Origin of the sequence: Holdemanella porci, from assembly GCF_019052655.1 — a bacterium.
Lineage (GTDB): Bacteria > Bacillota_I > Bacilli_A > Erysipelotrichales > Erysipelotrichaceae > Holdemanella > Holdemanella hominis.
Window position 1 is genome coordinate 36243 of record NZ_JAHQVB010000006.1, and the last position, 25607, is coordinate 61849.

At 32.7% G+C, this 25607-nt stretch carries 24 protein-coding genes, 1 other RNA gene, 1 pseudogene and 1 other annotated feature; of the genes and pseudogenes, 10 read left to right on the top strand and 16 right to left on the bottom strand.

Going from position 1 to position 25607, the window contains the following annotated elements; genetic code table 11:
• Window positions 1–24: 24 nt before the first annotated feature.
• The 15 genes and pseudogenes from argS to KTQ83_RS02345 all read right to left on the bottom strand — a co-directional run bounded on the left by argS (window position 25) and on the right by KTQ83_RS02345 (window position 12791).
• Window positions 25–1659: an arginine--tRNA ligase gene (argS, locus tag KTQ83_RS02270; RefSeq protein ID WP_117924479.1), complete on the bottom strand. Its 1635-nt coding sequence runs from the start codon at window positions 1657–1659 to the stop codon at window positions 25–27.
• Window positions 1646–2032, bottom strand: a complete 387-nt coding sequence (locus tag KTQ83_RS02275) for a DUF1934 family protein (protein WP_117924477.1) — start codon at window positions 2030–2032, stop codon at window positions 1646–1648. Before KTQ83_RS02275 ends, argS begins: the two co-directional genes overlap by 14 nt.
• A gap of 168 nt (window positions 2033–2200) precedes the next feature.
• Window positions 2201–3400, bottom strand: coding sequence for an HD domain-containing protein (locus tag KTQ83_RS02280; RefSeq protein WP_186998592.1), 1200 nt, complete (start codon window positions 3398–3400; stop codon window positions 2201–2203).
• Window positions 3367–3786 carry a (deoxy)nucleoside triphosphate pyrophosphohydrolase gene (locus tag KTQ83_RS02285; RefSeq protein ID WP_186998591.1) on the bottom strand — a complete coding sequence of 140 codons (420 nt, stop codon included), beginning with the start codon at window positions 3784–3786 and terminating at the stop codon, window positions 3367–3369. Before KTQ83_RS02285 ends, KTQ83_RS02280 begins: the two co-directional genes overlap by 34 nt.
• Window positions 3773–4042: an RNA-binding S4 domain-containing protein gene (locus tag KTQ83_RS02290; RefSeq protein WP_186998590.1), complete on the bottom strand. Its 270-nt coding sequence runs from the start codon at window positions 4040–4042 to the stop codon at window positions 3773–3775. Before KTQ83_RS02290 ends, KTQ83_RS02285 begins: the two co-directional genes overlap by 14 nt.
• Complete coding sequence (gene mfd / locus KTQ83_RS02295; RefSeq protein WP_217255920.1) at window positions 4042–7437, bottom strand: transcription-repair coupling factor; 3396 nt, start codon at window positions 7435–7437, stop codon at window positions 4042–4044. Before mfd ends, KTQ83_RS02290 begins: the two co-directional genes overlap by 1 nt.
• A gap of 3 nt (window positions 7438–7440) precedes the next feature.
• Window positions 7441–8001, bottom strand: a complete 561-nt coding sequence (gene pth / locus KTQ83_RS02300) for an aminoacyl-tRNA hydrolase (protein ID WP_154555293.1) — start codon at window positions 7999–8001, stop codon at window positions 7441–7443.
• A gap of 36 nt (window positions 8002–8037) precedes the next feature.
• On the bottom strand, window positions 8038–8664 hold the full coding sequence (locus tag KTQ83_RS02305) for a Jag family protein (RefSeq protein ID WP_117924465.1): 627 nt from the start codon (window positions 8662–8664) through the stop codon (window positions 8038–8040).
• Between the two features lie 9 nt (window positions 8665–8673).
• Complete coding sequence (locus KTQ83_RS02310; RefSeq protein ID WP_117924463.1) at window positions 8674–9666, bottom strand: YidC/Oxa1 family membrane protein insertase; 993 nt, start codon at window positions 9664–9666, stop codon at window positions 8674–8676.
• An 11-nt stretch (window positions 9667–9677) separates the two neighbouring features.
• Window positions 9678–10019: a ribonuclease P protein component gene (gene rnpA, locus KTQ83_RS02315; protein ID WP_117924461.1), complete on the bottom strand. Its 342-nt coding sequence runs from the start codon at window positions 10017–10019 to the stop codon at window positions 9678–9680.
• 44 nt (window positions 10020–10063) lie between these two features.
• Window positions 10064–10198 (bottom strand): 50S ribosomal protein L34, encoded by a 135-nt coding sequence (gene rpmH / locus KTQ83_RS02320; RefSeq protein ID WP_003865695.1) that lies wholly within the window; start codon window positions 10196–10198, stop codon window positions 10064–10066.
• A 145-nt stretch (window positions 10199–10343) separates the two neighbouring features.
• Window positions 10344–10688, bottom strand: coding sequence for a peptidoglycan bridge formation glycyltransferase FemA/FemB family protein (locus KTQ83_RS12460; protein ID WP_186998588.1), 345 nt, complete (start codon window positions 10686–10688; stop codon window positions 10344–10346).
• Window positions 10689–10696: 8 nt separating this feature from the next.
• Window positions 10697–11266, bottom strand: a pseudogene (locus KTQ83_RS12465) (peptidoglycan bridge formation glycyltransferase FemA/FemB family protein).
• Window positions 11241–11396, bottom strand: a complete 156-nt coding sequence (locus KTQ83_RS12690) for a peptidoglycan bridge formation glycyltransferase FemA/FemB family protein (protein WP_117925487.1) — start codon at window positions 11394–11396, stop codon at window positions 11241–11243. Before KTQ83_RS12690 ends, KTQ83_RS12465 begins: the two are co-directional and overlap by 26 nt.
• A 180-nt stretch (window positions 11397–11576) precedes the next feature.
• The gene (locus tag KTQ83_RS02345; protein ID WP_217255922.1) at window positions 11577–12791 is read right to left on the bottom strand and encodes a peptidoglycan bridge formation glycyltransferase FemA/FemB family protein; all 1215 of its coding nucleotides are present in this window, start codon (window positions 12789–12791) and stop codon (window positions 11577–11579) included.
• Between the two features lie 397 nt (window positions 12792–13188).
• Between KTQ83_RS02345 and dnaA the strand changes: the two genes are divergently transcribed.
• From dnaA to tadA, 10 genes are all read left to right on the top strand, one after another.
• The gene (gene dnaA, locus KTQ83_RS02350) at window positions 13189–14556 is read left to right on the top strand and encodes a chromosomal replication initiator protein DnaA (protein ID WP_244975731.1); all 1368 of its coding nucleotides are present in this window, start codon (window positions 13189–13191) and stop codon (window positions 14554–14556) included.
• Window positions 14557–14701: 145 nt separating this feature from the next.
• Window positions 14702–15820, top strand: coding sequence for a DNA polymerase III subunit beta (dnaN, locus tag KTQ83_RS02355; RefSeq protein ID WP_117573365.1), 1119 nt, complete (start codon window positions 14702–14704; stop codon window positions 15818–15820).
• A 114-nt stretch (window positions 15821–15934) separates the two neighbouring features.
• Window positions 15935–16138, top strand: a complete 204-nt coding sequence (gene yaaA, locus KTQ83_RS02360) for a S4 domain-containing protein YaaA (RefSeq protein WP_117573367.1) — start codon at window positions 15935–15937, stop codon at window positions 16136–16138.
• Window positions 16135–17214: a DNA replication/repair protein RecF gene (gene recF, locus KTQ83_RS02365; protein WP_217255923.1), complete on the top strand. Its 1080-nt coding sequence runs from the start codon at window positions 16135–16137 to the stop codon at window positions 17212–17214. The genes yaaA and recF overlap by 4 nt, the downstream gene beginning before the upstream one ends.
• The gene (gene gyrB / locus KTQ83_RS02370) at window positions 17211–19178 is read left to right on the top strand and encodes a DNA topoisomerase (ATP-hydrolyzing) subunit B (RefSeq protein ID WP_186998582.1); all 1968 of its coding nucleotides are present in this window, start codon (window positions 17211–17213) and stop codon (window positions 19176–19178) included. The genes recF and gyrB overlap by 4 nt, the downstream gene beginning before the upstream one ends.
• 12 nt (window positions 19179–19190) lie before the next feature.
• Window positions 19191–21659 carry a DNA gyrase subunit A gene (gyrA, locus tag KTQ83_RS02375; protein ID WP_186998581.1) on the top strand — a complete coding sequence of 823 codons (2469 nt, stop codon included), beginning with the start codon at window positions 19191–19193 and terminating at the stop codon, window positions 21657–21659.
• A 201-nt stretch (window positions 21660–21860) separates the two neighbouring features.
• A complete protein-coding gene (locus KTQ83_RS02380; protein WP_217285014.1) occupies window positions 21861–22088 on the top strand; it encodes a hypothetical protein in 228 nt (75 codons plus the stop codon).
• A 176-nt stretch (window positions 22089–22264) separates the two neighbouring features.
• Window positions 22265–22475, top strand: a binding site (T-box leader).
• Between the two features lie 40 nt (window positions 22476–22515).
• The gene (gene serS, locus KTQ83_RS02385) at window positions 22516–23799 is read left to right on the top strand and encodes a serine--tRNA ligase (RefSeq protein ID WP_117925499.1); all 1284 of its coding nucleotides are present in this window, start codon (window positions 22516–22518) and stop codon (window positions 23797–23799) included.
• A 65-nt stretch (window positions 23800–23864) separates the two neighbouring features.
• Window positions 23865–23950, top strand: an RNA gene (ffs, locus tag KTQ83_RS02390) — signal recognition particle sRNA small type.
• 12 nt (window positions 23951–23962) lie between these two features.
• A complete protein-coding gene (gene tadA / locus KTQ83_RS02395; RefSeq protein ID WP_425331018.1) occupies window positions 23963–24439 on the top strand; it encodes a tRNA adenosine(34) deaminase TadA in 477 nt (158 codons plus the stop codon).
• Between the two features lie 158 nt (window positions 24440–24597).
• Here tadA and tnpB read toward each other — a convergent pair.
• Window positions 24598–25607 (bottom strand): IS200/IS605 family element RNA-guided endonuclease TnpB (gene tnpB, locus KTQ83_RS02400; protein WP_217285015.1); only part of this gene is annotated, 1010 nt, incomplete at its 5' end.

Below are 25607 nucleotides of genomic sequence, written 5' to 3' on the forward strand. Positions count from 1 at the left end.
ATTCAATAAAACTCCTCTTAATACTTACATTGATTCAACGGCTTCAACACCAATACATTCTAATGCGTTGGCCAAAACAATTTGTGTTGCCTTTACTAAGGCTAGACGTTGTGCACTTAGTTCTAAATTATCACGATCTACAACTTTACATACGTTATAGAAACTGTGGAACTTACTAGCTAAATTTTGAATATAGTGACACATTTTGTGAACTTGACGAGACTGAGCAGTTTCAACGATTACTTTATTGAATTCTTGTAAAGACTTCATTAATTCAATTTCTTTTTCGTTTGTCAAATCTTCAAAACTTGTTGCCAATTCAATATCCTGTGCCTGTTTTTGAATAGAACACATACGAGCATGAGCATATTGTGCATAGTAAACTGGGTTTTCATTTGATTTCTTAGTTGCCAATTCAATATCGAAATCTAAATGTGAATCCAATGCACGTTGTACAAAGAAATAACGAGCTGCATCAACACCTACTTTATCACATAGTTCATTAATTGTTGTTGCGTTTCCTAAACGTTTTGACATTTTCATTTCTTCACCATTTGATACTAAACGAACCATCTGGATAATATCAACATGCAATTTATCCGCATCATTTCCTAATGCTGTCATACTTGCTTTTAAACGAGGAATATATCCATGGTGATCCGCTCCAAAGAAGTCAACCAACATGTCAAATCCACGTTGACATTTATCGTTGTGATATGCGATATCTGGAACCAAATATGTTAATGAACCATCTTGTTTTCTTAAAACACGATCTTTGTCATCTCCAAATTTTGTAGTTTCAAACCACAATGCTCCATCTTTTTCATATACATATCCTTTTTTGTTTAATTCATTGATAGCTGCTTCTACTTTACCAGCATCACGAATGCTTTGTTCACTTGACCAAACATCGAAGTGTACACGATAACGATTTAAGTCTTTTCTAATTTTATCTAATTCAAATTTGATTCCTTCTTTTCTGAAGAATTTCAAATTCTCTTCTGTTGGTTCTAAGTATGTTTGTGGATATTCTTTCGCCAATTCATATCCTTTTTCTTCAACATCCTTACCCATGTATCCGTCCTGACCAATTTCAGTTGGAATTCCTTGTGCCTGACGATAACGAGCATTTAATGATAATGCTAAGTTTGTGATCTGATTACCAGCATCATTCACATAGTATTCACGAGTTACATCGTATCCAGCTTTTTTCATGATACGAGCACAACTGTCTCCCCATGCAGCTCCACGAGCATGTCCTAAGTGTAATGATCCAGTTGGATTGGCACTAACATATTCCAAATCCACTTTAATGCCGTTAGCTGGCTGTTGTCCATAGTTTTCTTTCTGAGCTAACACTTCAGAAATAACTGTACTAAAACGGTCTTTTGATAATGTAAAGTTTAAGAAGCCAGGTCCTGCAATTTCTACGTTAGAAACCATTTCCAATGAGAACGTATCTAATATACTTTGTGCAATCATTCTTGGATTCTGGTGTAATTGACGAGTTAATTGCATCGCAACATTACTTGAGAAATCACCGTGATCTTTATTTTTTGGTGTTTCAACCACAATGTTTTGTACATCTAAATCTAAATCAAATGCTTTTTTTACTGCATTTTGAATAGCCTGCTTTAATTCAACTTCAATTGACTGCATATGTCTCCTCCTTATTTATATATAGTACAAAGTGAAATTCTTGTTTTTCATTCCCTTGTATAAGACTGTATTTAACTTCTACACAATTTTCATCTACATCATAATGACTTGTATGACAATCCAAATCTATTTTTCCAAATTCAGTTTCTATGTGACCTTTTGTTTGACTATTTAAACGTAGTGTCAAATTCACAATAATATCCGATTCACTACGAATTACCAATCCTTTTTTCCAAATTCTCCATTCGAAATGATGTGTATCATTATTAAAAGAAACTAATAGACCTTCATTACCAGAAAAGTCAATCTTAGCCTCTCCTTTATACAATGTTTGATTCGAAATTTTATCAAATAAATATACCTGATTTGTCATAGCTAGTGCATAATATCACACTCTGATTTTTTTGCAAGAAAATTTATTAAAAAACATAACAATTTAATGAAAATATATCAAAATTAATCTAAAATTCTCCTTTTTTTATAAAATTACGCTATTTTTTCACAAGTGAAAACGGTAACACATCACATGTTACCGTAGTTTTTAAAGTATTTCTTTTGGAAAATAAATACGTTTATTTGTTTGATTTTTCATCTTTAATAATGCCTTAACAATCTGTGAACAACTCGATAAAGATACCCGTTCTTTTTTAGAATCTAACATCCATATTATTTGATTCTCATCATTTTCTGTATAAGGCAAATATGCTTTAGAATGTGAAATAGCTTCATAATAGTAATAATCTAAGTCATGTCCGGAGACCACCAATTTATTCTTGATTTCTTGAATTTGTTGGTGACTTGGATCTTCTATCCATTCAAACAAATGACGATTCAAAATTCGATTTGCGAAATCCTTTAGAATTTCATCTTCACATTCTAGAGCTTGTTGAAAACCATAGAACATTCGATGTTCATCCATTAAATAAAAATCCTTATTCGATAACTCGCCATTCAATAATGGTTCAAATACTTCTATGTTTCGTACTTGTGCATATCGTTTAAAGAATTGTTGAATCATAATTTCATATGATTTGGCATCTGGATGAAGGTAAACCTGCCAATACATGTGGTATCTTGCCATAATATAGTCTTCAATACTGTGCATTCCACTCATTTTCACACATAGAGAATCATTTTTTACTCGTAAAGTACGTAAGATTCTTTCCAAATCAAAATTTCCATAGCTTGTACCTGTTTCGTAGGCATCTCTTAATAGATAATCCATTCGATCCGCATCCAGTTGTGAACTAATCATTTGATACATCATTGGTTTTGCATGTTGATGTGTTAGAATCAACACAATATTTTGTGGAAGAGCCTCATCCTCTTTAATTAGTGCTTTATGAATTTCTGTTTCTGGATCCAAAATTAAATCACAAGTCATTTGTTCATGATGTTTCTTGTGAAGTGTTTCAAAGAAGTGAGAAAATGGTCCATGTCCTAAATCATGCAACAAAGCAGCACATAAAACCTGAATTTTTTCATATTCACTTAAAGTAGCCGCAATTGAATCCACTTCTTCACACATCCGTCTTGTGATTTCATATACCCCTAAACTATGAGAAAACCGGGAATGCTCCGCCGTATGATAGATTTGAAAATCCCCACCCAATTGATGGATGCGATGCAATCTTTGAAATTCTTTTGCGTTGATACAATCCCATATCACTTGATACTTCACATGAATATATCCATGCACAGGATCTCTTAATACTTTGGTTTCATTGGTTTTGTTAAACATGGCCATACCCCCTTTAATGCTTCTACAAGCATTTTATCAGATTTAAAGAAGTTATAGTCATATATATGATCTGGAGTTGTCCAAATATATTCTGAATGCACACTTAATTTTGTTGGTTTTTCATTAGAAGTACATGTGAAACAAGTTAAGTGAATTTCATATCCATCTTGATAATCCACGCTAGAAGCTAAATATTGCACATTGTGAATGTCAATATCACATTCTTCTTTCCATTCCCGAATTAATGCCTCTTCTTTTGTTTCACTTTTCTCAACTTTTCCACCAGGAAATTCAAAGAAACCTTTGCTTGAACCATAATTTCTTTGGGCAATCATCACTTTTCCATCTATGATAAGAGCTCCGCACACAACATTAAGCTTGTTCATCTTCGATTCTTTCTTCATGTATAATTTCAAACAATAGTTGGGCATTTTGTTTCGAAACTTGTTTTTGAATATCTAATACACGAATTTCAAGAAGTCTTGCTCCAAAACGAATACGAATTGTATCACTTATTTTTAATTCTGTACTTGGTTTTGCCACTCGTTCATTGACCCAGATACGTCCTTGTAAAGCTAATTCTTTAGCAGCTTCTCTTCTTTTTAAGATTCGTGCTGTTTTTAAATATTTATCTAATCGCATCAAAACTCTCCTTCTAATTTATCAATAACCTGCATCAACAATTCAATATGTTTCTTTAATCGTTTAGAAATCATGATCTTAATTTTTCCACTCTCTAATTTCAAATTGATCTTTCGACTAATATCATTGATAGCTCCAAATAATTTGACACCATCACAATTCTTTGACCATTCAGCACTCATTGTGATTGTAACGACGTCATCTGTTTCTTTTAATGATTCAACACCTTCTCGATTCACAAAGAAATCCAGTTTTTTCTGTTCAAACAATTGTTTTACTTCATTTGGAATATGCCCAAATAAGTCTTCAACACGTTTTTCATATTCAATCAATTCAGTAAGACTCTCTGTTTTCTTAATGTGTTGATAGATTTCTAATTTATCTCCATCATTATCTGTGAATTTTTTAGGTATATATCCCGATAGCTGAACTTGAGCCACTTTATCATTCTTTTTATTCTCAATTGGCTTGCCTTGCTTTTCCTTAATGGCACTTGCCAACATTTCAAGATATAAATCCAAACCAACATCATCAATAAATCCTGCTTGTTGCGGCCCAAGCATGTCTCCGGCTCCACGAATTGTTAAATCTCGCATAGCCACTTTATATCCACTGCCTAAAGATGTAAATTCTTTAATGGCTTTTAACCTTTTATGTGCCTGTTCTGTTAATTCTTTTTGTGGCTGTACCAATAAATAACAATATGCGATTTTTTCACGACGCCCCACACGACCTCGAATCTGATAAAGTTGAGACAATCCAAAACGATCGGCATCATCAATGATCATCGTATTCGCATTCGCAATATCTAGTCCAGTTTCAATAATTGTTGTACAAACTAAAATTTGATATTTATCTTGTTCAAAATCAATCATCGTCTGCTCAATATCATTCTTATCCATACGTCCATGTGCCACTGCTACTTTGGCATCAGGGAACATATTTTGAATATTTTTAGCTACAGAATAGATATTCGATACGTGGTTATACAAATAAAAAACTTGTCCTCCACGAGATAATTCTCTTTGAATGATTTCTTTCACGACACTCTTTTTGTTTTCCATCACATACGTTTGAATTGGATGACGATGTAATGGTGGTGTATTCAATTGTGAAATCGTACGTACCCCAATCAAAGACATCTGTAAAGTTCTAGGAATTGGTGTTGCACTTAAAGATAAAACGTCGATTGTGTTTTTCATCTCTTTAATTTTTTCTTTGTGCTCAACTCCAAATCGCTGCTCCTCATCAATAATCAATAAACCTAAGCTTTTATATTGAAAAGATTTATTCAATAATTTATGTGTACCAATAATAATATCAACTTGCCCGTCCGCCAATTCTTTTTTAATCTGACTCATTTCTTTTGTTGGCACAAAACGATTCACTACGCGAATATTAGCACCTACATTTTCAAAACGCTTTATAAACGTCTGATAATGTTGCATAGATAAAATTGTAGTTGGGCACAGTAAAGCTACTTGTTTATTATTTGAAATAGCCTTGAATGCAGCACGCATAGCTACTTCTGTCTTACCAAACCCTACATCTCCACATAATAAGTGATCCATTGGTTTTGACTTTTCCATTTCTCGTTTGATTTCTTCTGTAGCTTTCATTTGATCTGGTGTTGCCTCATATTCAAAGGCTTCTTCAAATTCTCTTTGTAGATCATCATCTTTACTGAACGCAAAACCAATATCTTCATTTCGCTTCGCATATAACTCAACTAATCGAGACGCAATTTCTTCAACCTTTTTAGAAACCTTTTCCTTCGTCTTTTTCCATTTGTTAGAACCCAATTGCGATAATTTGATGCCCACACCTTCTTTGGACACATATTTTCTTACCAACTGAAATTGTGATAATGGGACAAATAATTCATCGCCTCCATTGTATAAAACATGTAAATAATCTAATGTCTTTCCTTTTATTTTTCGCGTTGTAATTCCAACATATTGGCCAATACCATATTGTTCATGTACAACATAATCGTTTGGTTCTAGTTCAAGAATATTCTGTAAAATCTGACCTTGTTTAAATGTTTTCTGATAACGCTTAATTTGACTAGGATGATGAAATAATTCCTGTTGTGTATAAACAGAAATATCTTCATATGTAAATCCTTCATAAAAGTCATCTTTAATAAATGTGATATTCCTATGAATTGAATAAGCTTTTAAGGCTTCCTGCACTTTTTTTGTATGTTCCTCATCCAAAGAAATATAGATATTTTCCCCTTTTAGATTCTCTAGAATTTGAATCAATGGTTGATCTGATTGTTCTAATGTCTCTATATTTGAGAAGATTGGATGTTTAAAATCTAAGAAATCATGGAACATCTGAATCGTATGTTCTTTTTCAAATGTAAGTATGTCATGGAACATACAATACTTAGGTAAATATTGATGCGATTCAACCATTTCCTGAATAAAAGATATCGTTTCCTCATTCAATTTTTTATATCCACTTTCCACTTCTTCCTGACTTGAGAAAATAATGTGTCCATTGACATAGTCAGTTAATTTATTGGCATTTAAATAACTAAAATAAATATACAAATGTGGATCAATATTATAGTTTTCTATAGAAATCTTATCTTTTTCAATATAATCTAATAAGAAGTCATAATCATCTTGAATTAATTTTGCCTGTTGTTTTTCTAATTCAGAATCAATTTCTTTTTGAAGATACTCAATCTGATCATCTGTAAACAATAAATCTGTAGCTGGATTAATCAATACAGAATCTATTGTTTGAATTGTTCGTTGAGTTTCTTCATGAAATAAACGAATGGATTCAATCACTGTATCAAAAAATTCAATACGAATTGGATGTTCATATTCAAGGCAATATACATCGACAATTCCTCCACGACTTGCGTATGTACATGGACGATCTACATAATTGACCTTTGTATAGCCGGCACGATTTAGTTTTTGTTTCAATTCTGCCATCGTAATTTCTTGATCTACTTCAAATTTGTAACAAAGACTTTTAAATAATTCTTTATCGGGTAAGTAACGTAAAAAGGCCGCCGTATTACATATGATAATACGTGGCTTATCTTCTTTCACAAGCTGAGTTAATACATAGAGTTGTTCTTGTTTATCTTCTGGACTTGAAGCGATGGCTTGTACACGCAAAGATTCTTCCATCACAAATAATAATGTATCATTGATAAGTGGTTTCAATCTTTGATAGAGTTGTTGCGCTTCATAACGATTTTTCTTAACTACAATTCGTGTTTGTTGATCCTGCATAAAAGCACTGGCCATACATAAAGCTTCTTCATTTGGAAATAAGTTACCAATATTATTGCCAAATTGAAGCATTTGTTGAGCTACTGGATTGGACTGTAATTTATTTAATATTGTATCTTTCAAAAATATCACCTTCTACTTCTTATTATACCTATTCATTGTGTCACTAAAAGAGTGTTTTATTGAAAATTTAGCTGCTTTCGCGGCTTGTTCTAAAGCATGATTTAAATCCTCTTGTTGTTCTTGAGGGAATTTACCCAGTACCCAGTCTACAACTGGAATTAATTTATCTTTACCAATTCCTATGCGAATACGATCAAATTCCTGTGTGCCAATATGAGAAATAATACTCTTGATTCCGTTATGACCACCAGCACTACCTTTTTGACGCAAACGAAGTTTTCCAACAGGCATATCCATATCATCATATAATACAAGGATATCTTCAGAAGGCACTTTATAGAAATCCATGCATTGTCTTAATGCGATACCACTATTATTCATATATGTGGTTGGTTTTAATAAAATTATGTCTTCTCCATCAATTTTCTTTTTCGCAAAATAAGCCGAAAACTTTTCCTGATTAAAATCCATTTCTAGCATTTGTGCCAATTTATCAATCGCCATAAAGCCTGCATTATGACGCGTATTTTCATATTCTCTACCAATATTCCCTAATCCAATAATAATTTTCATGAAGCCCTCCTTCAAAAAAATAACGGGATTATCCCGTTATTCTTCATCTTTTCCTGGTGTATACAAAATGTGTAAACGACGTCCTTCGCCTTCACCTTCACTCTTAGTAGAAATATCGTTCATTCCTGCTAAAGCATTGTGAATTGCCTTTCTTTCATCGGCTGGCATTGGATCTAATACTGCATCTACTTTTGTACGACGTACATCTTTTGCGACGCGAACTGCCATTTTACAGATTTTTTCGTATCTTTCTTCCTTATAACCATTCACATCGATTAAAAGTCCGATACGCTTTTTGAAAGCTGCACTTACTGCAGCTTTAACTAAACGATTGAATGCTTGTAAAGACTTACCCGCTTTACCAATCATAATCGCATTGTTTTTTGTGTTTACAGTAATACGATAAAAACCATGATCATTTTCAATTTCAACAGTTCCATCTAATTCTGCATTGTCAAAATATGTTTGAATATATGACTTAATGAAATCTTCAATATCTTTTGGGCAATATGCTTCAATTTCAATTGTTTTTCCGATTCCTAAAAAACCACTTTTTTCTTCTGTAACTTCATAATGAAGTTCTTCTTTTGTACATCCTTTAGCATTGCAAGCAGCTGCTAAAGCTTCATCTAAAGTTTTTCCAGTAAATTTAGCGAATTCCATATGTTATACCTACTTTTTGTTCATAACTTTGTGTAGGATCAATGATTGACATACACGAATTACACTTGATACTAACCAATAGAATGACATCGCCATTGGCCATGAAATATACATAATACAAATCATTGCTGTCATGAAATACATTGACATGTTCATGCTATTAGCCATAGGATTTGTTTCTTCCTGTGCATATTTTTTAACTTTAACGTTATCTTTCTTATCTTGCCATTTCTTTAACCATTGAGGTAATTTCATTGATACAATATAGAAGATAACCATCAACACATAAATTGAGATATATGCGATATCGAGTGCTTTAAATCCATCAAGTGGAGTACCTGCTAAAGAAATACCCATAAAGCTTCCGCTAACAACACTTACTGAACGCATTGTTGCATAATACATACCCATCATGATTGGCAGCTGGATGAAAGTAATTAACATTGAACCAAATGGGTGAATATCGTATTTTTGATAAATATTCTGCATTTCTTGAGCCATCTGCATTTTAGAACGCTCATCTGTTTTATCTTTATATTTATTTTGAATCTTTTGAATTTCAGGTTGAATTTCCTGCATTCTTTGTGTAGACATTTGTGATTTACGTGTAAATAAAAATACAAGCACCTGAATTAACAATGTTGTTAAAATAATACCTACACCGGCATCTGTTTTTGCTGAAATTAAGTTGATAATTTGTGCAATTGGCCAAACAATTAAACCTTCGAACCATCCTTTTGACATAGATTCTTTAAAAGTTGTTGGTTGAATTGTATATTGTCCATCTTTAATATTCTTTTTAATTTCTTTCTTTAATTCTTTATCAGAAATGTCTTTGTAATTGATTTGACTTGCATCAATTGTTGTTTCTTCACTTGCAATAATTTGGTCTGCTAATGTTTTTCCATCTCTACCTCTTGGATTTGCACAAGCCGTACATGTTAATAATACCAACATACATAGAAAGACCAATTTTGCTTTTTTCTGCAAAAATTGTTTCATTTTTTATTCCTCTACTTCTTCAAAAATCTTTTATTTATCCGATTTTGATTTTCTTTCATTTCATTTTTATTTTCTTCAAACAATTTATTTGCGTAGGCAGGTCGGACTATAATAATAAGATCATATCCCTCTTCAAATGTAAAAATATCATCTACTATACTACGAAGCTGTCTTTTCACTTTATTTCGACAGACCGCATTTCCTAATTTTTTGCCAACACTGATTCCGACTCTTGCATGGTCTAGTTTACGTTTTTGAAAATAACAAACAAAAGACGACGACTTAACAAATTGTCGATTCTGGATGATGGAAGAAAACTCATAGTTTTTTAATACACGAAATTCTTTTTTCATGTTATTTCCCTATCCAGACAAAAAAATCACCTAGCAGGTGATTTCTATGCGGATAAAACCTTTCTGCCTTTCGCTCTTCTTCTAGAAAGAACGTTACGTCCACCAACAGTTGCCATACGAGCACGGAAGCCATGAACTTTTTGGTGTTTTCTCTTACTTGGCTGATATGTTCTTTTCATCTTGATTACACCCCTCAGTCTTCTTCTTCTAAATTTTCAAATAAGATTGCTCAAACATTATAAACATAAATTAAAATGATTGTCAATAAAATAATTATTACTTATGCTTACTTTTAAGTATTTCATACGCTTTTTGAGTTAAACGCTACATAAATGGATAAACCGGTATATCAAATTCTCCTATCATTTCATTTATAGTTGGATTAAAGTTATCTTTAAATTTTGTCAATCCATCATCTAAAGATCCTTCTACACCACCCATATTACTCCATAAACATCCTCTATCAAATGCCCAGTTAAAGTTTTCAACATATTCTTTATATTGAGGCATAAATTTTTTGAATCTTTCGTCCATTCCTGCATACAACATTTCACAAGTATTTCCATATTGAATACTAAGTATTCCTGCAATCGCAATCTCTTTATCTTCTTGACCAAATTCATCAAACAATTTCTTATATTCATTAATATCTTTATTTACACTTTGCAATTAATCTTCTAAACGATGCAATTTCTTTTTAGCATTTTCAGATGTTGCAGCATTTCTTTTTCAAGCTGTACCTTCTTTTCCTTTGCCTCTTTATCTAATTGATATACGTTACAAGTCGCTAAAAAGATGACGCTTCCTTCAGGACAATTTTCTAATAATGTCTTGAAATATTCTTTATCTCTTAACGCAACGCCTTTTCTTGATTCCGTCAATTCTACAAGTCGGCTGAATTCATCTAGCAATTCACCTTGTCCATGAATAATTTGAACATTTCTACGCTATGAATCCTTAATTAAACGTTTCGTATGTTTTGGCAATGTTTTCTCTATATTTTCATATGAATATACGTTCGATTGAAATCTAGCCTGTACTGTATCCGCAATACTCATTGTATAGCCATGATGTATAGCTTTACAGCTTTTGAATATTTTTAAATATGTATCTGTATATTCATATCGATTTGTATTATATGATTTTGAATCATAATCATTAACATGAATAGCTGGATCAAATTTAATAAAGATACAATGATCTTTTTTTTGCGACCTTTTTTTATTGATCAAAATAATATTGAACAAGCACGTTATCCTTATAATCCATCATAGGACCTCTGGGTAAATAGTACATACAAAATGATAATGGCAATCTTTTTATCAATATTAAACCTGTTGCGACTAATACATTGTCTTTATACACACCTGTATACATATGATCCCAATTACTTTTTACTTTTGCTCAGTTATATCTTTGTGGTTAATTACAATATTCATGCTTTTCTACAAATTCATCAAATTCTTCACGGTTTATCTCTTAAAAAAATAAATACGACATATCAAATTCCATCCTTACTTGGATATAATAGATGGTCGTACTTAGATCATGCTTAAATTATTTGTGTTTTGCGTTTCTTTCCTTAATCTTCTTATAAAATTTAAATGCAACATTATACAATATTGAATTAACCGGAATATCAAATTCACCAATGTATTCATTGATTCTAGGATGATATATTTCTTTAAAATCAACAAGTCCTCCCTTAAGAGTTCCTTCAATTCCACCCATATTACTTGTTTTACATCCAAGTTCAAAACATTTTTCCATTGTTTTATACCAAGTTAAATAGGGGCCCATCAAACGTTTAAAATCTTCATTCATTCCTGCATATAAAATTTCTGATGTATGTCCATATTTTACGGTTAGTGTTCCACAAACACAGACTGTTTCACCATATGTTTTCACATCTTCTTCATATTTACTGATTTTCTTCTCTAATGAGTCTTTTAATTCTTCCAAGGTAAAACGTTTCTTCTTTGCGTTCTCTGGACAACTCTCTAAATCTAGTAAACACTGTTCATATCTTTCTTTTGTCTCTTTTAACATATCGTGGATATGGAAATAGGCTAAAGTGATAAATGCATCATCTGCATATGTATCTAGAAGTAATTCATAATACTCTTTTGTTCGTAAAAAAATTCCTTTTCTTTCCTCTGTACATTTCATGACTTTATCAAAGTCTTCCAATAATTCTTTGTGTCCAAATTGAATATCCAAATTTTGTTTCTGAGCAATTTTAATGTTCTTTTTCCCTTTTTTAGATAAATTGTCCATTCCAAAATCATCCGCATACTCTACCATATTGTATCTTGGTTGAATGGTTGTATCAAAATCTTTATTGAATCCATAATGAATGGCTTTACATGATTTAATATTTTCAAACTCTTCCTTATAATTAAATTCTTTTCTTTCTTCGTCTAAGTGGAAGCTTGAAATTAAAATACTTGGATCAAATTTAATAAATAAACAATGTTCTTTTTTGGCAATTTTCTTTAATTCTGTAAAGTAAAAATTCAATAACTCTTTATTTTTATAATCTAAAATTGGTCCTCTAGGCAAATAAAACATAGAAAAAGAAAGTGGTAATGGACGAATCAATACCAACCCGGCGGCTACTAATGTATCCTTTTCATAAACCCCTGTATAAATGGAGTTCCAATTATTTTTTATATTTGACCATTTGTAGCTTTGAAGCAAACTACAACTAGGATGATTTTCTACAAAGTGATCGTATTCTTTTTGATTTATATTCGATTTAAAAATATACATATACTTTTATACCCCTTTATATTCCTACACTTCATTATAACATTTTATTAGTTTTACACAAAATGGTCTATATATTATCCACATATTATATATATGGATCTGCATTCTATTTTATTTTAATTCAAAATATACATATAAAATGTATATAAAATCATAAGTTATACAGTGGATAAAGACATTCTAAATCCATGCTCTGTATAACTTGGGAAAAGTCATTGAGAGCCTTTGTTTATCAATAATTCGCTATGTATTTAATATGAATATAAAGTGAGTTATCCCGATTTTGTTCATTTTTTTTGCACATAAGTCCACATTGGGAAAAGATTTATCCCAAAAGAATAAATGGGGATAAGTGTAAAAATCGTGTATAATAGTAATACTGCAAGGAGGTTTTACTATGTCTACCATGTCTTATACATCGATATGGAATGAAACTTTACAAAAGATACAAGAATCCAACTATTTTGATAGTCATACATTCAATTCATGGATTTCAAAAACAACTCTATTTAAAATAGAGGATAATATAGCTTATGTAGCCTATCGTTCTACAATCACTTTTAGTATTTTAAAGAAACAGAAAGAAAAAGAACTGTTTGAATCCACTTTAAGTGAGGTATGGGGCGATACATTAACAATTCAGTTTATTCACCAAAGAGAAATGGAAAAAATGATGCCTGAAGAGGTTGTCAAACAAAGAACGAATGTTTTATTAGAAAATAAATTCAATCCTTCTTATACATTTGAAAATTTTGTCGAAGGTAATTCTAATGCGGAGGCTTATGCCGCATGTTTAGCTTGTTGTACACAAACGACTTCACATCTTTTTAATCCACTTATGTTATATGGTAATTCTGGCTTAGGTAAAACCCATTTACTACATGCGATGGGAAATTATCTAGCTAAGGAACATCCTGAATGTAAAGTCATCTACATGTATAGTGGTGATTTAGTTTCTTTATTGATTGAAGCTATGAAAACCAAAAATGTTCATGGCAATACTGTAGAAAGAGTAAAAGAACAACTTTTAGATTGTGATTATTTTTTGATTGATGATATTCAAAATTTGCAGCAACATTCTAGCAGTCAGGAAATCTTCTTCACTGTCTATAATCAGTTGATTCAAAAGAACACACAGATTATTATCACAAGTGATATGCATCCTAGTGAAATTAGTGGATTACAGTCTCGTTTAATTTCACGCTTTGTTTCTGGGCTTACAATCAGTATTTCTAAACCGGAATTTGAAACAAGTAAAGCAATTTTAAAGAAAAAAATCGAGGGACGTGAAGAAAGTGTAAACATGAGTGAAGATGTTATTGATTATTTGGCTGGTAAATATTCAAATGACGTCAGAAATCTAGAAGGTACTTTAAATCGCTTAATTTTTAATGCAACTTTATTCAATCCAGATGTAATTGACATGGATTTTGCGCGTAAAGTGCTTATTAAAGAGCCTATTGTATCGCAATCGGATGAATTGACAATCAAAAAGATTAAAAAAGCTGTTACTCGCTTCTATGGCCTTTCTTATAAAGATTTAGAGGGAAAATGTCGTCAAAAATTTATCGCAAATGCACGTCATATTTGTGTTTATTTATCCAGAGACTTGCTTCATAAATCTTATGTATCTATCGGCCAAGAATTAGGTGGTAGAGACCATACTACAATCTCTAGTTCGTATGAGCGTGCTAAGAAATTGATTCAAAAAGATGAAGCTTTTAAAGCAGCTGTTGAAAAAATTCGTAGCACTTTGGATTCTTAATTTATACACTGTATTCCTCATGGAATCCACACCCTAAAAATTAGCATAGAGTAGGTATTTTAAAGGGTCTGTGCAATTTTTACACACTTATACAGTCCCTTATATTATAATTTATATATAAATATATTAATAAAAGGAGGATTTTATGCATTTTTCTATTGATCGAAAATATTTTTATGACAAGCTATCTATTGTTTCTAGAGCTATTAGTGTCTTTTCTCCATTGCCTGCACTATCAGGTATTTGTATTGATTTAAAAGATGGTTCAATGATTTTAACTGGTAGTGATTCAAATATATCCATTCGTACTGTAATTGTTCCTGGTGAATTGAATAATTTAGATATTGAAGAAGAAGGATCTATTATTATTGATTCTAAGTATTTGTTAGAAATTGTTCGTAAGTTGGATTGTAAAAATATTGAAATTGAAGTAATTGACTACTCTTTAGTTCGTATTTCTAGTGATAATGGTCAATTTAATTTAAATGGTATTCGTTCTAATGAATATCCTGATATTGATTTTACACAACCTAATCATCATTTTGTATTGAAGGCAACAGATTTAAAATCTATTGTTTCTCAAACTGCATTTGCGTGCAGCGATAAAGATCAACGTCCAGTATTAACAGGAGTAAACTTCAATTCACAAGGTAATATGTTGTATTGTTCTGGAACAGACTCATATCGTTTAGCTAGAAAAACAATTGAATTGAATTCAAGTCAAGATTTTAATATCACAATTCCTAGTAAATCTTTAACTGAGGTTGTTCGTTCTGTTTCGGATGATGATACAATCGATATTTATGCAGATTCTAAAAAAGCACAGTTTGTATTTGATAAAACAATTATCCAAACTCGTTTGATTGATGGAACTTTCCCAGATGTACAAAGAATTATTCCTACAAGTTGTGTATCTAAGATGTTGGTGGATTCATATGAAATTGCAGGTACAATTGATCGTACTAACTTCATTCGTAATGATAAAGTACATTTAATAAAATTGGAATGTTCAACTGCAGAAACTCATGTTAAGACGTATTCAAGTGAAATTGGAAACTCTGATGAAGTATTGACTAAGTGTGAATATGAAGGAGAAGATATTTCATTGACATGTAATGGTACATATATGTTGGATGCGATCAAGGCATTGGGATGCGAAAAAGTATTAATTGAATTTTCTGGATTTATGAAGCCTATCAAGGTATCAAATCCGGAAGATGCTTCAGTCTTAATGATTTTAGTGCCAATTCGTAGTTATGATTAAAGAAAATGCCGTTTAAACTCGTTTTAAACGGTTTCTTTTTATATCGGTATCTCTGTACGCATAGCTATTTATGTCGTTTTATGATATAATTATAGTGCGAAAAGAGGTATTTTCATGGAATTTGAACTTAAAGATGAGTATATTACATTAGCACAATTGCTGAAAGCTTGCGATGTTGTCTATAGTGGTGGACAGGCCAAGGAATATTTAGCAAACATGGAAGTATTAGTCAACGGCGTTAATGAAAATCGTCGTGGAAAAAAGATCTACCATGGAGATATTGTAGAAACTAATGGAATAAGGATTGAAGTGAAATGAATGTTGAAAAACTGACATGTTTTCATTTCCGTAATTATGAAACCATGTCTTTTTCTTTTACACCAAAATGCATTCATTTTTTATATGGAAAAAACGCACAGGGAAAAACGAACTTAATTGAAGCTATTTATTTTTTAAGTCATTTGCGTTCGTTTCGAACAAATCAATTGGACAGTATGATCATGCATGGGTGCAATGAATTTTGTGTTCAGGCAGCGGTGGAGTCTAATCACAGAAAAGAAGAATTGAAAGTGATTGTGGATCATCAAAAAAAGCATTTGTTTCGTTTTCAAAATCCAGTTAAGAAGTATTCGGATTTTATTGGAATTGAAAATGCGATCTTATTTTGTCCAGACGATTTATCTTTATTTACTTCATCTCCAAAAAATCGAAGACGATTTATTGATATGGAGTTAATGAAATTGTCAAAAACGTATACGGTTACGTTATCTTCGTATCAAAAAATTTTAAAGCATAGAAATCAAGCTTTGAAACAGAGTAAAGTGGATGAGTGTTTAGTTCAAATTTATTTGGATCAGATGATAGATGTTCAAAAAATCATTATGAAACAAAGAAATGAATTTTTGAATTCTTTGATGATAAAAGCGCGTGAGCTATATCCATTCTTTTCAAATGAAAAAGAATATATAGATGCTAAGTATATAACGTTTATTGATTTGGATGGAGATATGAAGGAAGCTTATGCCAAGGTTTTTGAAAAAGAAAAAAAATATCATCAGACTTTGATTGGAATTCATAGGGATGATATTTTATTTGAATTGAATGGAAAACCTGTATGTGAAGTGGCTAGTCAGGGGCAGAAAAGAAGTTTTGTATTGGCACTTAAATTGGGTTTAGCCCAAATTATTTATGAAAAGAGTGGGCAATATCCAATTTTATTATTGGATGACGTATTTAGTGAACTGGATAATCTTAGAAAGCGACAATTAATTGAAAAGCTTCCTAATGATATGCAGATTTTTATAACAACAACAGAACGATTGAATATGCATTGGAATCGTGAAGTTCGATTCTATGATATAGAACAAGGGAGAATCAAGGAGGTCTACAAATGAGTCAGGATGAATTACAAAAAGAGATTCTTGAATTTGAAGAATTAGAAACACAAGCTACACAAGTAGAACATTCGTATACAGCGGATGATATTCAGGTGTTAGAAGGGTTAGAAGCGGTTCGTTTGAGACCAGGTATGTATATTGGTTCCACTTCTGTACGTGGACTTCACCATCTAGTTTGGGAAATTGTAGATAATGGTATTGATGAGGCCTTGGCTGGTTTTGCGAATCGAATTGATGTGACAATTGAGCCAGAGGATATTATTGCGGTACGTGATAATGGTCGTGGTATGCCAGTTGGAATTCATGAAAAGACAGGGATTAGCGCAGTAGAAACAATTATGACGGTATTACATGCAGGTGGAAAATTTGGTGGAGGTGCTTATAAGGTTTCCGGAGGTTTGCATGGTGTTGGTGCCAGTGTCGTTAATGCGTTGAGTGAATGGTTAGAGGTTACTGTTTATCAGGATGGTAAAATTTATTTTATTCGTTTTGAAAATGGTGGACATGCGGTGGAGCCTTTAAAAATTATTGGTACAACAGAAGAAACAGGTACTTTAGTTCGTTTTAAAGCAGATCCAACGATTTTTAAGGATACAACAGTTTATGATTATGAAACGTTGAATTCTCGTCTGCGTCAGCTTGCCTTTTTAAATAAGGATATACGTTTAACTTTAACTGATAAAAGAACATCAGATGGTCCAAGTAATGACTATAAATATGAGGGTGGAATTATTGAGTATGTACAATTCTTAAATAAGAATAAGAGTACAATCAGTGACAAAGTCATTTATGTAGAGGGATTGCAGGATGGTATTCTTGCAGAAGTTGCTTTGCAATATAACGATGGCTATCAATCTAGTATTTATTCTTTCTGTAATAATATTCATACGCATGAAGGTGGATATCACGAAGATGGTTTCAGAATGGCTTTGACTCGTTGTATTAATGCCTATGCGAAAAATAATAATATGATCAAAAAGGATGAGAGTTTATCTCAGGATGACGTTAAAGAGGGATTGGTTGCGATTATTTCTGTTAAGCACCCGGATCCTCAGTATGAAGGACAGACAAAGACAAAATTAGGAAATAGTGAAGTTCGTAAGATTGTTTCAAATATTGCGGGTGAACAGATCAACCGTTTCTTCTTAGAAAATCCAGATATTGCCAAGGCTATTGTAGAAAAGGCAGAAATTGCCAGCAAGGCAAGAATTGCAGCAAAAAAAGCTCGTGAATTAACACGTCGTAAATCTGCATTGGATGGAATTAGTTCATTACCAGGTAAATTAACGGATTGTTCAAGTAAAGATGCAAGTGAATGTGAAATTTATATCGTCGAAGGTGATTCTGCCGGGGGCAGCGCGAAACAAGGTCGTGACGCGAAAACACAAGCTATTTTACCTTTGCGTGGTAAGATTTTAAATGTTGAAAAAGCTAGAACGCATCGTATTTTTGAAAACCAGGAAATTCGTAGTATGATTACTGCTTTTGGATGTGGAATTCAAGAAGATGTAGATGTAACGAAATTACGTTATCACAAAATTGTTATTATGACCGATGCCGATGTCGATGGTAGTCATATTTGTACATTGATGTTGACTTTCTTATATCGTTTTATGAAACCTGTTATTGAAGGTGGATATGTTTATATTGCACAACCTCCTTTATATAAGGTGCAAAAAGGAAAAAAGATTGCCTATGCGTATAAGGAACAGGAAATGGATCAGTTGCGCGAAGAATTTAAAGATGGGTACAAAGTTCAGCGTTATAAAGGTTTAGGGGAAATGGATGCAGAACAGTTGTGGGAAACAACGATGGATCCACATCATAGAGTATTGAAACGTGTCACAATTGATGATGCGATGGAAGCGGACAGTGTATTTGATATGTTGATGGGTGAGGATGTAGAGCCTCGGCGTGAATATATTCAGGAAAATGCTGTATACGCTAATTTGGATTACTAGTAGGAGGTCCTTATGGAAGAAGAAAATAAGCGATATGACTATGTAGAAGATGTTGAAATATCCAAAGAAATGCGTACAGCCTTTCTAGATTATTCAATGTCTGTTATTGTTTCACGTGCATTACCAGATGTTCGTGATGGTATGAAACCAGTTCATCGTCGTATTTTGCATGCGATGAATCAATTGGGAATTACTTCAGGTGTTGCACATAAAAAGAGTGCACGTATTGTTGGTGAAGTTATTGGTAAGTATCACCCTCATGGGGATACAGCTGTATATGATGCGATGGTTCGTATGGCCCAGGATTTCTCTTATCGATATCCATTAGTGGATGGTCATGGAAACTTTGGTTCTCTAGATGGAGATGGAGCTGCGGCAATGCGTTATACGGAAGCTCGTATGTCAAAAATCTCTATGGAGATGCTGCGTGATATTCAAAAGGATACGGTTGATTTTATTCCAAACTATGATGGAGAAGAAAGCGAACCGGTTGTGCTGCCTAGTCGTATTCCAAACTTGTTGATCAATGGTGCTGTGGGTATTGCGGTTGGTATGGCAACAAATATTCCACCTCATAATTTATCAGAAACAATTCAAGCCATTTTTGCGGTAATGGATGATCCGGATATTACAGTTCCTCAATTAATGGAAGTAATTAAAGGACCAGACTTCCCTACTGGAGGAATCATTTTGGGTCGTAAAGGTATTCGTCAAGCATTTGAAACAGGACGTGGATCCATTATGATTCGTTCTAAGTATCGTGTTGAAGAATTATCAAACGGAAAGAAACAGATTATTTTCTATGAAATTCCTTATCAGGTCAATAAGGCAAACTTAATTACTAAAATGGCTTCTTTAATTCGTGATAAAGCAATTCAAGGTGTTACTTATTTAAACGATGAAAGTAACCGTGAAGGTATTCGTATTGTAATGGAGCTAAAGAAGGATGCGCAGGAAGAAGTAATTTTAAATCAGTTGTTTAGATTAACACCACTTCAAACTTCATTTGGTATCAATATGTTGGCACTTGAAAATGGTCGTCCTAAACAATTACCTTTAAAAGATATTATTCATGATTATATTGATCATCAGGTTGATGTAGTTGTAAGAAAAACACAGTTTGAGTTAAAGAAAGCACAAGATCGTGCACATATCTTAGAAGGTTTACGAATTGCGATGGATCATATCGATGAAGTTATTCATATGATTCGTAGTTCTAAAAAAGATGAGGCCGGTTTATCTCAAGATTTATGTGATGCGTTTGGATTGAGCATGATTCAAGCTAAAGCTATCTTGGCAATGCAGTTAAGAAGATTATCTGGATTGGAACGAGATAAGATTGAAAATGAATATCAACAATTATTATTGACGATTGAAGATTTGAAGGATATCTTGGCAAATCATGATCGTGTTCTTCAAATCATTCGTGATGATTTAACTGAAATTGATCAGAAATATGGTGATGAAAGAAGAACTGAAATTAGTGATGCTTCTGTTGATATGGAAGATGAAGACTTAATTCCAGTGGAAGATGTAATTATCACATTAACTGAGTCTGGATATATTAAGCGTCAGCTTGTAGATACATATCGTGCTCAAAATCGCGGTGGTCGTGGAATCAAATCATTGACATTAAATGAAGAGGATTCTATCGATACTATGATTTCGATGTCGACACATGATTTCTTGTTGTTGTTTACAGATAAGGGTCGTGTATATCGATTAAAAGGATACAATGTTCCAAGTGGATCTAGAACATCTAAAGGTATTCCAATTGTGAATTTAATGACTTTGGAAAAAGGTGAAAAAGTTAATGTTCTTGTAGCTGTTCCTAAGGATGATGAAAGTGAAACATTATTATTCGTTACAAAGAATGGTATTGTGAAACGTACATCTGTATCTGAATTTGAAAATATCAATCGTAATGGTAAGATTGCGATTAGTTTAAAACCAGATGATGAATTGCGTTTTGTGAAATTAACTACAGGACAAGATGAAGTAATTATCTCTGGATCAAATGGTAAAGCTGTTCGATTCAATGAAGATCAAGTTCGTATCATGGGACGTAGTGCAAGCGGTGTATTAGGATTCAATTGTGATGGCAGTGAAGTTGTAGGTGCTGCACTATCAAGTGAAGGAGACACAGTTCTTGTTGTTTCTGAAAATGGATATGGTAAGCGTAGTAAGTTCGAAGATTATCGTTTGACTTCTCGTGGTAAAAAAGGTGTTAGCACAATTAATATCACAGAAAAGACAGGTAAGCTAATGTGTATGCGTGCGGTTACTGGTAAAGAAGATGCGATGATTGTTGCGAGTGATGGAATCATGATCCGTGTAGCTTTAGAGAATGTAGGAATCTACGGAAGAAATACACAAGGTGTAAGATTGATCAACTTAAATGGAGATGCGAAAGTAACGCGTATGACATTGGTGGATCATGAAGAGCCTGAAGCAGAATCAGAAGAAAACACAGAAGAATAAAGCATGCAAGGAGTAAAATTATGATTTTACTCCTTTTTCATATGATAAATCAGATAGAAATAATCCAAATATATAATGTAGACAAAAAAAGAGTGAAAAATGTAAATATAATAGATATGCAAATTCTCACTGTTTGCGTTGAAAAATAATCAGTGGAATGAATAAGTCGCAAATATAATCTGCAATTTTGATGTATACAAAATGGAAAGTTGTAGACAAGATAGAACTGTAGATATAATTGCTTTCGTATATATGATCTTTGTCGCTGCATGTATTTATATTTCTGGTCATGAAAATATTATAGGTTCTTTATGTACTGTAGATGTTTTTGTGATATCTGTAATTGGCTTATATTATTTGTATTATACAGAAACATCAAAACGAATTTTTGCTTTCTTTTCTCTACTAGGCTTACTATTATTCATTTAGTTTTACTGTTTATAGGAATGGATTACAGATGGATTTCTTATATTTTGATACTTTATATCGTCGTAACATTAAATATGATTTGTAGATAAGTAGAATCATATGATAAATCCGATTTAATGTGGCTATTTCACAGAATAAGCGGTTGACTTTAGCTTTGTATTAATGGTATAAATGTGTTGAAAACAAAGATAAGGATAAGTAGATTATTCCATATATTAATTAGAGACAGTATGGCTGGTGAAAATACTGATATGAATAATTGAATAGCACCTTAGAGTGATTGAATGAAATTAGTAGTTTGATCCGGTACATACCGTTATCATGTTAAGAGATCGTATATGTATATATATGGTAAAAAGGGTGGCAACGCGAGACATCGTCCCTTTATGGGTGCGAGTGTCTCTTTTTTTATGCAGAGGAGGATATCATGTTAGATATGAAATTTGTCCGTGAAAATCCGGACATTGTCAAAGAGAACATTAAGAAAAAGTTCCAAGACTACAAATTGCCTTTAGTAAATGAAGTGTTAATGGAGGATAAAGAGCTTCGCCAAACACAACAACATGCGGATGATTTACGTGCTAATCGTAAAAAGATTTCTAAAGAAATTGGTAAGTTGATGGGCCAAGGTAAAAAAGAAGAAGCTGAAGAAATTAAGCAACAAATTGCTGAGATTGCTCACGAGTTAACAGCTTTGGAAGAAAAAGAAATTAAATTAAGAGAGTCTGTTACTGAAAAAATGATGCAGATTCCAAATATCATTGATGATAGTGTTCCTATTGGAAAAGATGATAGTGAAAACGTTGAATTAGAAAAATTTGGAGAACCTGTTGTTCCTGATTTTGAAATTCCTTATCACACTGAAATCATGGAACGTTTAAGTGGTATTGATTTGGATGCAGCACGTCGTGTAGCTGGAAATGGATTCTACTATTTAATGGGAGATATTGCTCGTCTACATTCAGCAATCTTAAATTACGCTCGTGATTTCATGATTGATAAAAAAGGATTTACTTATGTAATTCCACCATATATGATTCGTAGTTCAGTAGTTGATGGAGTAATGTCATTTGCAGAAATGGAAGGTATGATGTATAAAATCGAAGGTGAAGATTTGTATTTAATTGGTACAAGTGAACACTCTATGATTGGTAAATTCAAGGATACAATTCTTGAAGAAAAAGATCTTCCATATACTTATACTTCATACTCACCTTGTTTCCGTAAAGAAAAAGGAGCTCACGGTATTGAAGAACGTGGTGTGTATCGTATTCACCAATTTGAAAAACAAGAAATGATCGTTGTTTGTAAGCCAGAAGAAAGTATGGAATGGTTTAAAAAATTATATATGAATACTGTAGAATTCTTCAGAACATTAGATATTCCAGTACGTACATTGGAATGCTGTTCAGGTGATTTGGCAGATTTAAAATGTAAATCAGTGGATGTTGAAGCGTGGTCTCCACGTCAAAAGAAATACTTCGAAGTTGGAAGTTGCTCTAACTTAACAGATGCTCAGGCACGTCGTTTAAAGATTCGTGTTAAGGGTGAAAATGGAGAAAAGTACTTTGCGCATACATTAAACAACACTTGTGTTGCTCCACCAAGAATGTTGATTGCATTCTTAGAAAACAATTTACAGGCTGATGGATCAATCTTGATTCCAGAAGTATTACAACCTTACATGGGTGGTAAAAAGAAAATTGGTTAATCTTAAAAGCTGTCTTTGACAGCTTTTTTCTATTGCGAATTGAAAATGGATTTGATATAATAACTTAGCTACTACAATGATGTCTTATGAATCAGGTCAGGTCGGGAACGAAGCAGCCTTAAGTAAGCTCCATCATGTGTAGTAGTTTTTTATTTTTGAGGATATGAGTATGGATGATGTGAAATGGATGAAGGAAGCTATCAAGCAGGCTAAAAAAGCAGAAAGCTATGATGAGGTTCCAATTGGATGTGTCATTGTGAAAGATGATAAAGTTATTGCTCGTGGATATAATAAGCGTGAGACTTTACAACAAAGCATTGCACACGCAGAAATTATGGCAATTCAAAAAGCATGTAAGAAATTAAATACATGGAGATTAGAGGACTGCATATTATATGTAACTTTAGAACCATGTCCTATGTGTGCAGGTGCGATTATACAATCTAGAATTAAAGAAGTTGTATATGGAGCTTCAGATCCTAAAGGTGGCTGTGTGGGTACATGTACAAATTTGTTTGAAGTGTCTGAATTTAATCATCATCCTGAATATAGAAAAGGAATTCTTGAATTAGAATGTTCAGATTTATTAAAACATTTTTTTAAGAAGAAAAGAGATATGAAAAAGAAGCAGAAATCATAAATTTGAAAGATTTCTGCTTTTCATATATATTGCACTTCCCTATTTCAATCAATTGAACCTCTCATCACTGAAGTGACGAGATTCTTGGGAACAGGTTTCTATTGAAGCCTTTCTTACCAAGCTGTCCCCGCAGTTCCTGCGGTTCTTTTTATTTTTTGCTAATTGGCTAATATGCCTTGCATCAATATATTGATGGATGCATTTACATCTCTGTCATGATTTGAATGACATTTTGGACATGTCCAATCTCTTACATTTAAATCTTTTGTTTCTTCATTCTTGTATCCGCAACAATGACAAATCTGGCTGCTCGCATAGAATGTGTCTACTTTCTTGATCACTTTTCCATACCACTTTGCTTTATATTCTAGCTGTGTGGTAAATTTTGACCAGGATACATCCGATATAGACTGGGCTAGATTGTGTTTTTTAAGCATATTGTCTACTTTTAAATCTTCTATGCAGATAATGTCATATTCTGTAATGATTCTAGTAGATAGTTTGTTGATAAAATCCATTCTTTGATTTGCTATCTTTTCATGAAGTCTTGCAATCTTGATTCTGTTTTTGATCCAGTTGCGGCCGCCCTTTGTTTTTCGTGACTGCTGCTTCTGTAGCTTTTTCAGTTTCTCAATCGACTTCTTCAGATATTTTGGATTTTCTACCTTTTCTCCATTACTCAATATGATAAAATCCTTGATACCTAGATCTATACCTGTTTCATTATATGTCAGTGGAAATAAGACTTCTTCTACATCCGTATAATTTAATGAAACATAATACTTTCCACTTGGTACTTGTGATACCGTTGCACTAAGTAATCTCCCCTTTGGTTGTCGTGTTTTCTTTATCTTTACTAGACCAATCTTAGGGAGCTTGACCTTATTGTCATATAGTTCAATATTTCCATTCGTATATTTCGTTGTATACGAATAACGATGTGTCTTCTTCGATTTGAATCTAGGATATTCAGCTTTTTTCTTAAAAAAATTTATATAAGCCGTATCCAGATTCTTTACACTTGACTGCAGAGCCACAGAATCCACTTCCTTAAGCCATTCATATTCTTTCTTTAAAGAAACTAGATCTTTAGCACATGCAGAATAGTTTAGAGTGATTCCATCTTTTTCATAGGCATCCCTACGTTTTGCCAGGTAATGGTTATATA

Bases quoted from the DNA above. Each gene is read 5' to 3' on its own strand.
- argS (WP_117924479.1), bottom strand. From the start codon at position 1,659: ATGCAGTCAATTGAAGTTGAATTAAAGCAGGCTATTCAAAATGCAGTA.
- KTQ83_RS02275 (WP_117924477.1), bottom strand. From the start codon at position 2,032: ATGACAAATCAGGTATATTTATTTGATAAAATTTCGAATCAAACATTG.
- KTQ83_RS02280 (WP_186998592.1), bottom strand. From the start codon at position 3,400: ATGTTTAACAAAACCAATGAAACCAAAGTATTAAGAGATCCTGTGCAT.
- KTQ83_RS02285 (WP_186998591.1), bottom strand. From the start codon at position 3,786: ATGAACAAGCTTAATGTTGTGTGCGGAGCTCTTATCATAGATGGAAAA.
- KTQ83_RS02290 (WP_186998590.1), bottom strand. From the start codon at position 4,042: ATGCGATTAGATAAATATTTAAAAACAGCACGAATCTTAAAAAGAAGA.
- pth (WP_154555293.1), bottom strand. From the start codon at position 8,001: ATGAAAATTATTATTGGATTAGGGAATATTGGTAGAGAATATGAAAAT.
- KTQ83_RS02305 (WP_117924465.1), bottom strand. From the start codon at position 8,664: ATGGAATTCGCTAAATTTACTGGAAAAACTTTAGATGAAGCTTTAGCA.
- KTQ83_RS02310 (WP_117924463.1), bottom strand. From the start codon at position 9,666: ATGAAACAATTTTTGCAGAAAAAAGCAAAATTGGTCTTTCTATGTATG.
- rnpA (WP_117924461.1), bottom strand. From the start codon at position 10,019: ATGAAAAAAGAATTTCGTGTATTAAAAAACTATGAGTTTTCTTCCATC.
- rpmH (WP_003865695.1), bottom strand. From the start codon at position 10,198: ATGAAAAGAACATATCAGCCAAGTAAGAGAAAACACCAAAAAGTTCAT.
- KTQ83_RS12690 (WP_117925487.1), bottom strand. From the start codon at position 11,396: ATGTATACAGGTGTGTATAAAGACAATGTATTAGTCGCAACAGGTTTA.
- KTQ83_RS02345 (WP_217255922.1), bottom strand. From the start codon at position 12,791: ATGTATATTTTTAAATCGAATATAAATCAAAAAGAATACGATCACTTT.
- dnaA (WP_244975731.1), top strand. From the start codon at position 13,189: ATGTCTACCATGTCTTATACATCGATATGGAATGAAACTTTACAAAAG.
- dnaN (WP_117573365.1), top strand. From the start codon at position 14,702: ATGCATTTTTCTATTGATCGAAAATATTTTTATGACAAGCTATCTATT.
- yaaA (WP_117573367.1), top strand. From the start codon at position 15,935: ATGGAATTTGAACTTAAAGATGAGTATATTACATTAGCACAATTGCTG.
- recF (WP_217255923.1), top strand. From the start codon at position 16,135: ATGAATGTTGAAAAACTGACATGTTTTCATTTCCGTAATTATGAAACC.
- gyrB (WP_186998582.1), top strand. From the start codon at position 17,211: ATGAGTCAGGATGAATTACAAAAAGAGATTCTTGAATTTGAAGAATTA.
- gyrA (WP_186998581.1), top strand. From the start codon at position 19,191: ATGGAAGAAGAAAATAAGCGATATGACTATGTAGAAGATGTTGAAATA.
- KTQ83_RS02380 (WP_217285014.1), top strand. From the start codon at position 21,861: ATGGAAAGTTGTAGACAAGATAGAACTGTAGATATAATTGCTTTCGTA.
- serS (WP_117925499.1), top strand. From the start codon at position 22,516: ATGTTAGATATGAAATTTGTCCGTGAAAATCCGGACATTGTCAAAGAG.
- tadA (WP_425331018.1), top strand. From the start codon at position 23,963: ATGAGTATGGATGATGTGAAATGGATGAAGGAAGCTATCAAGCAGGCT.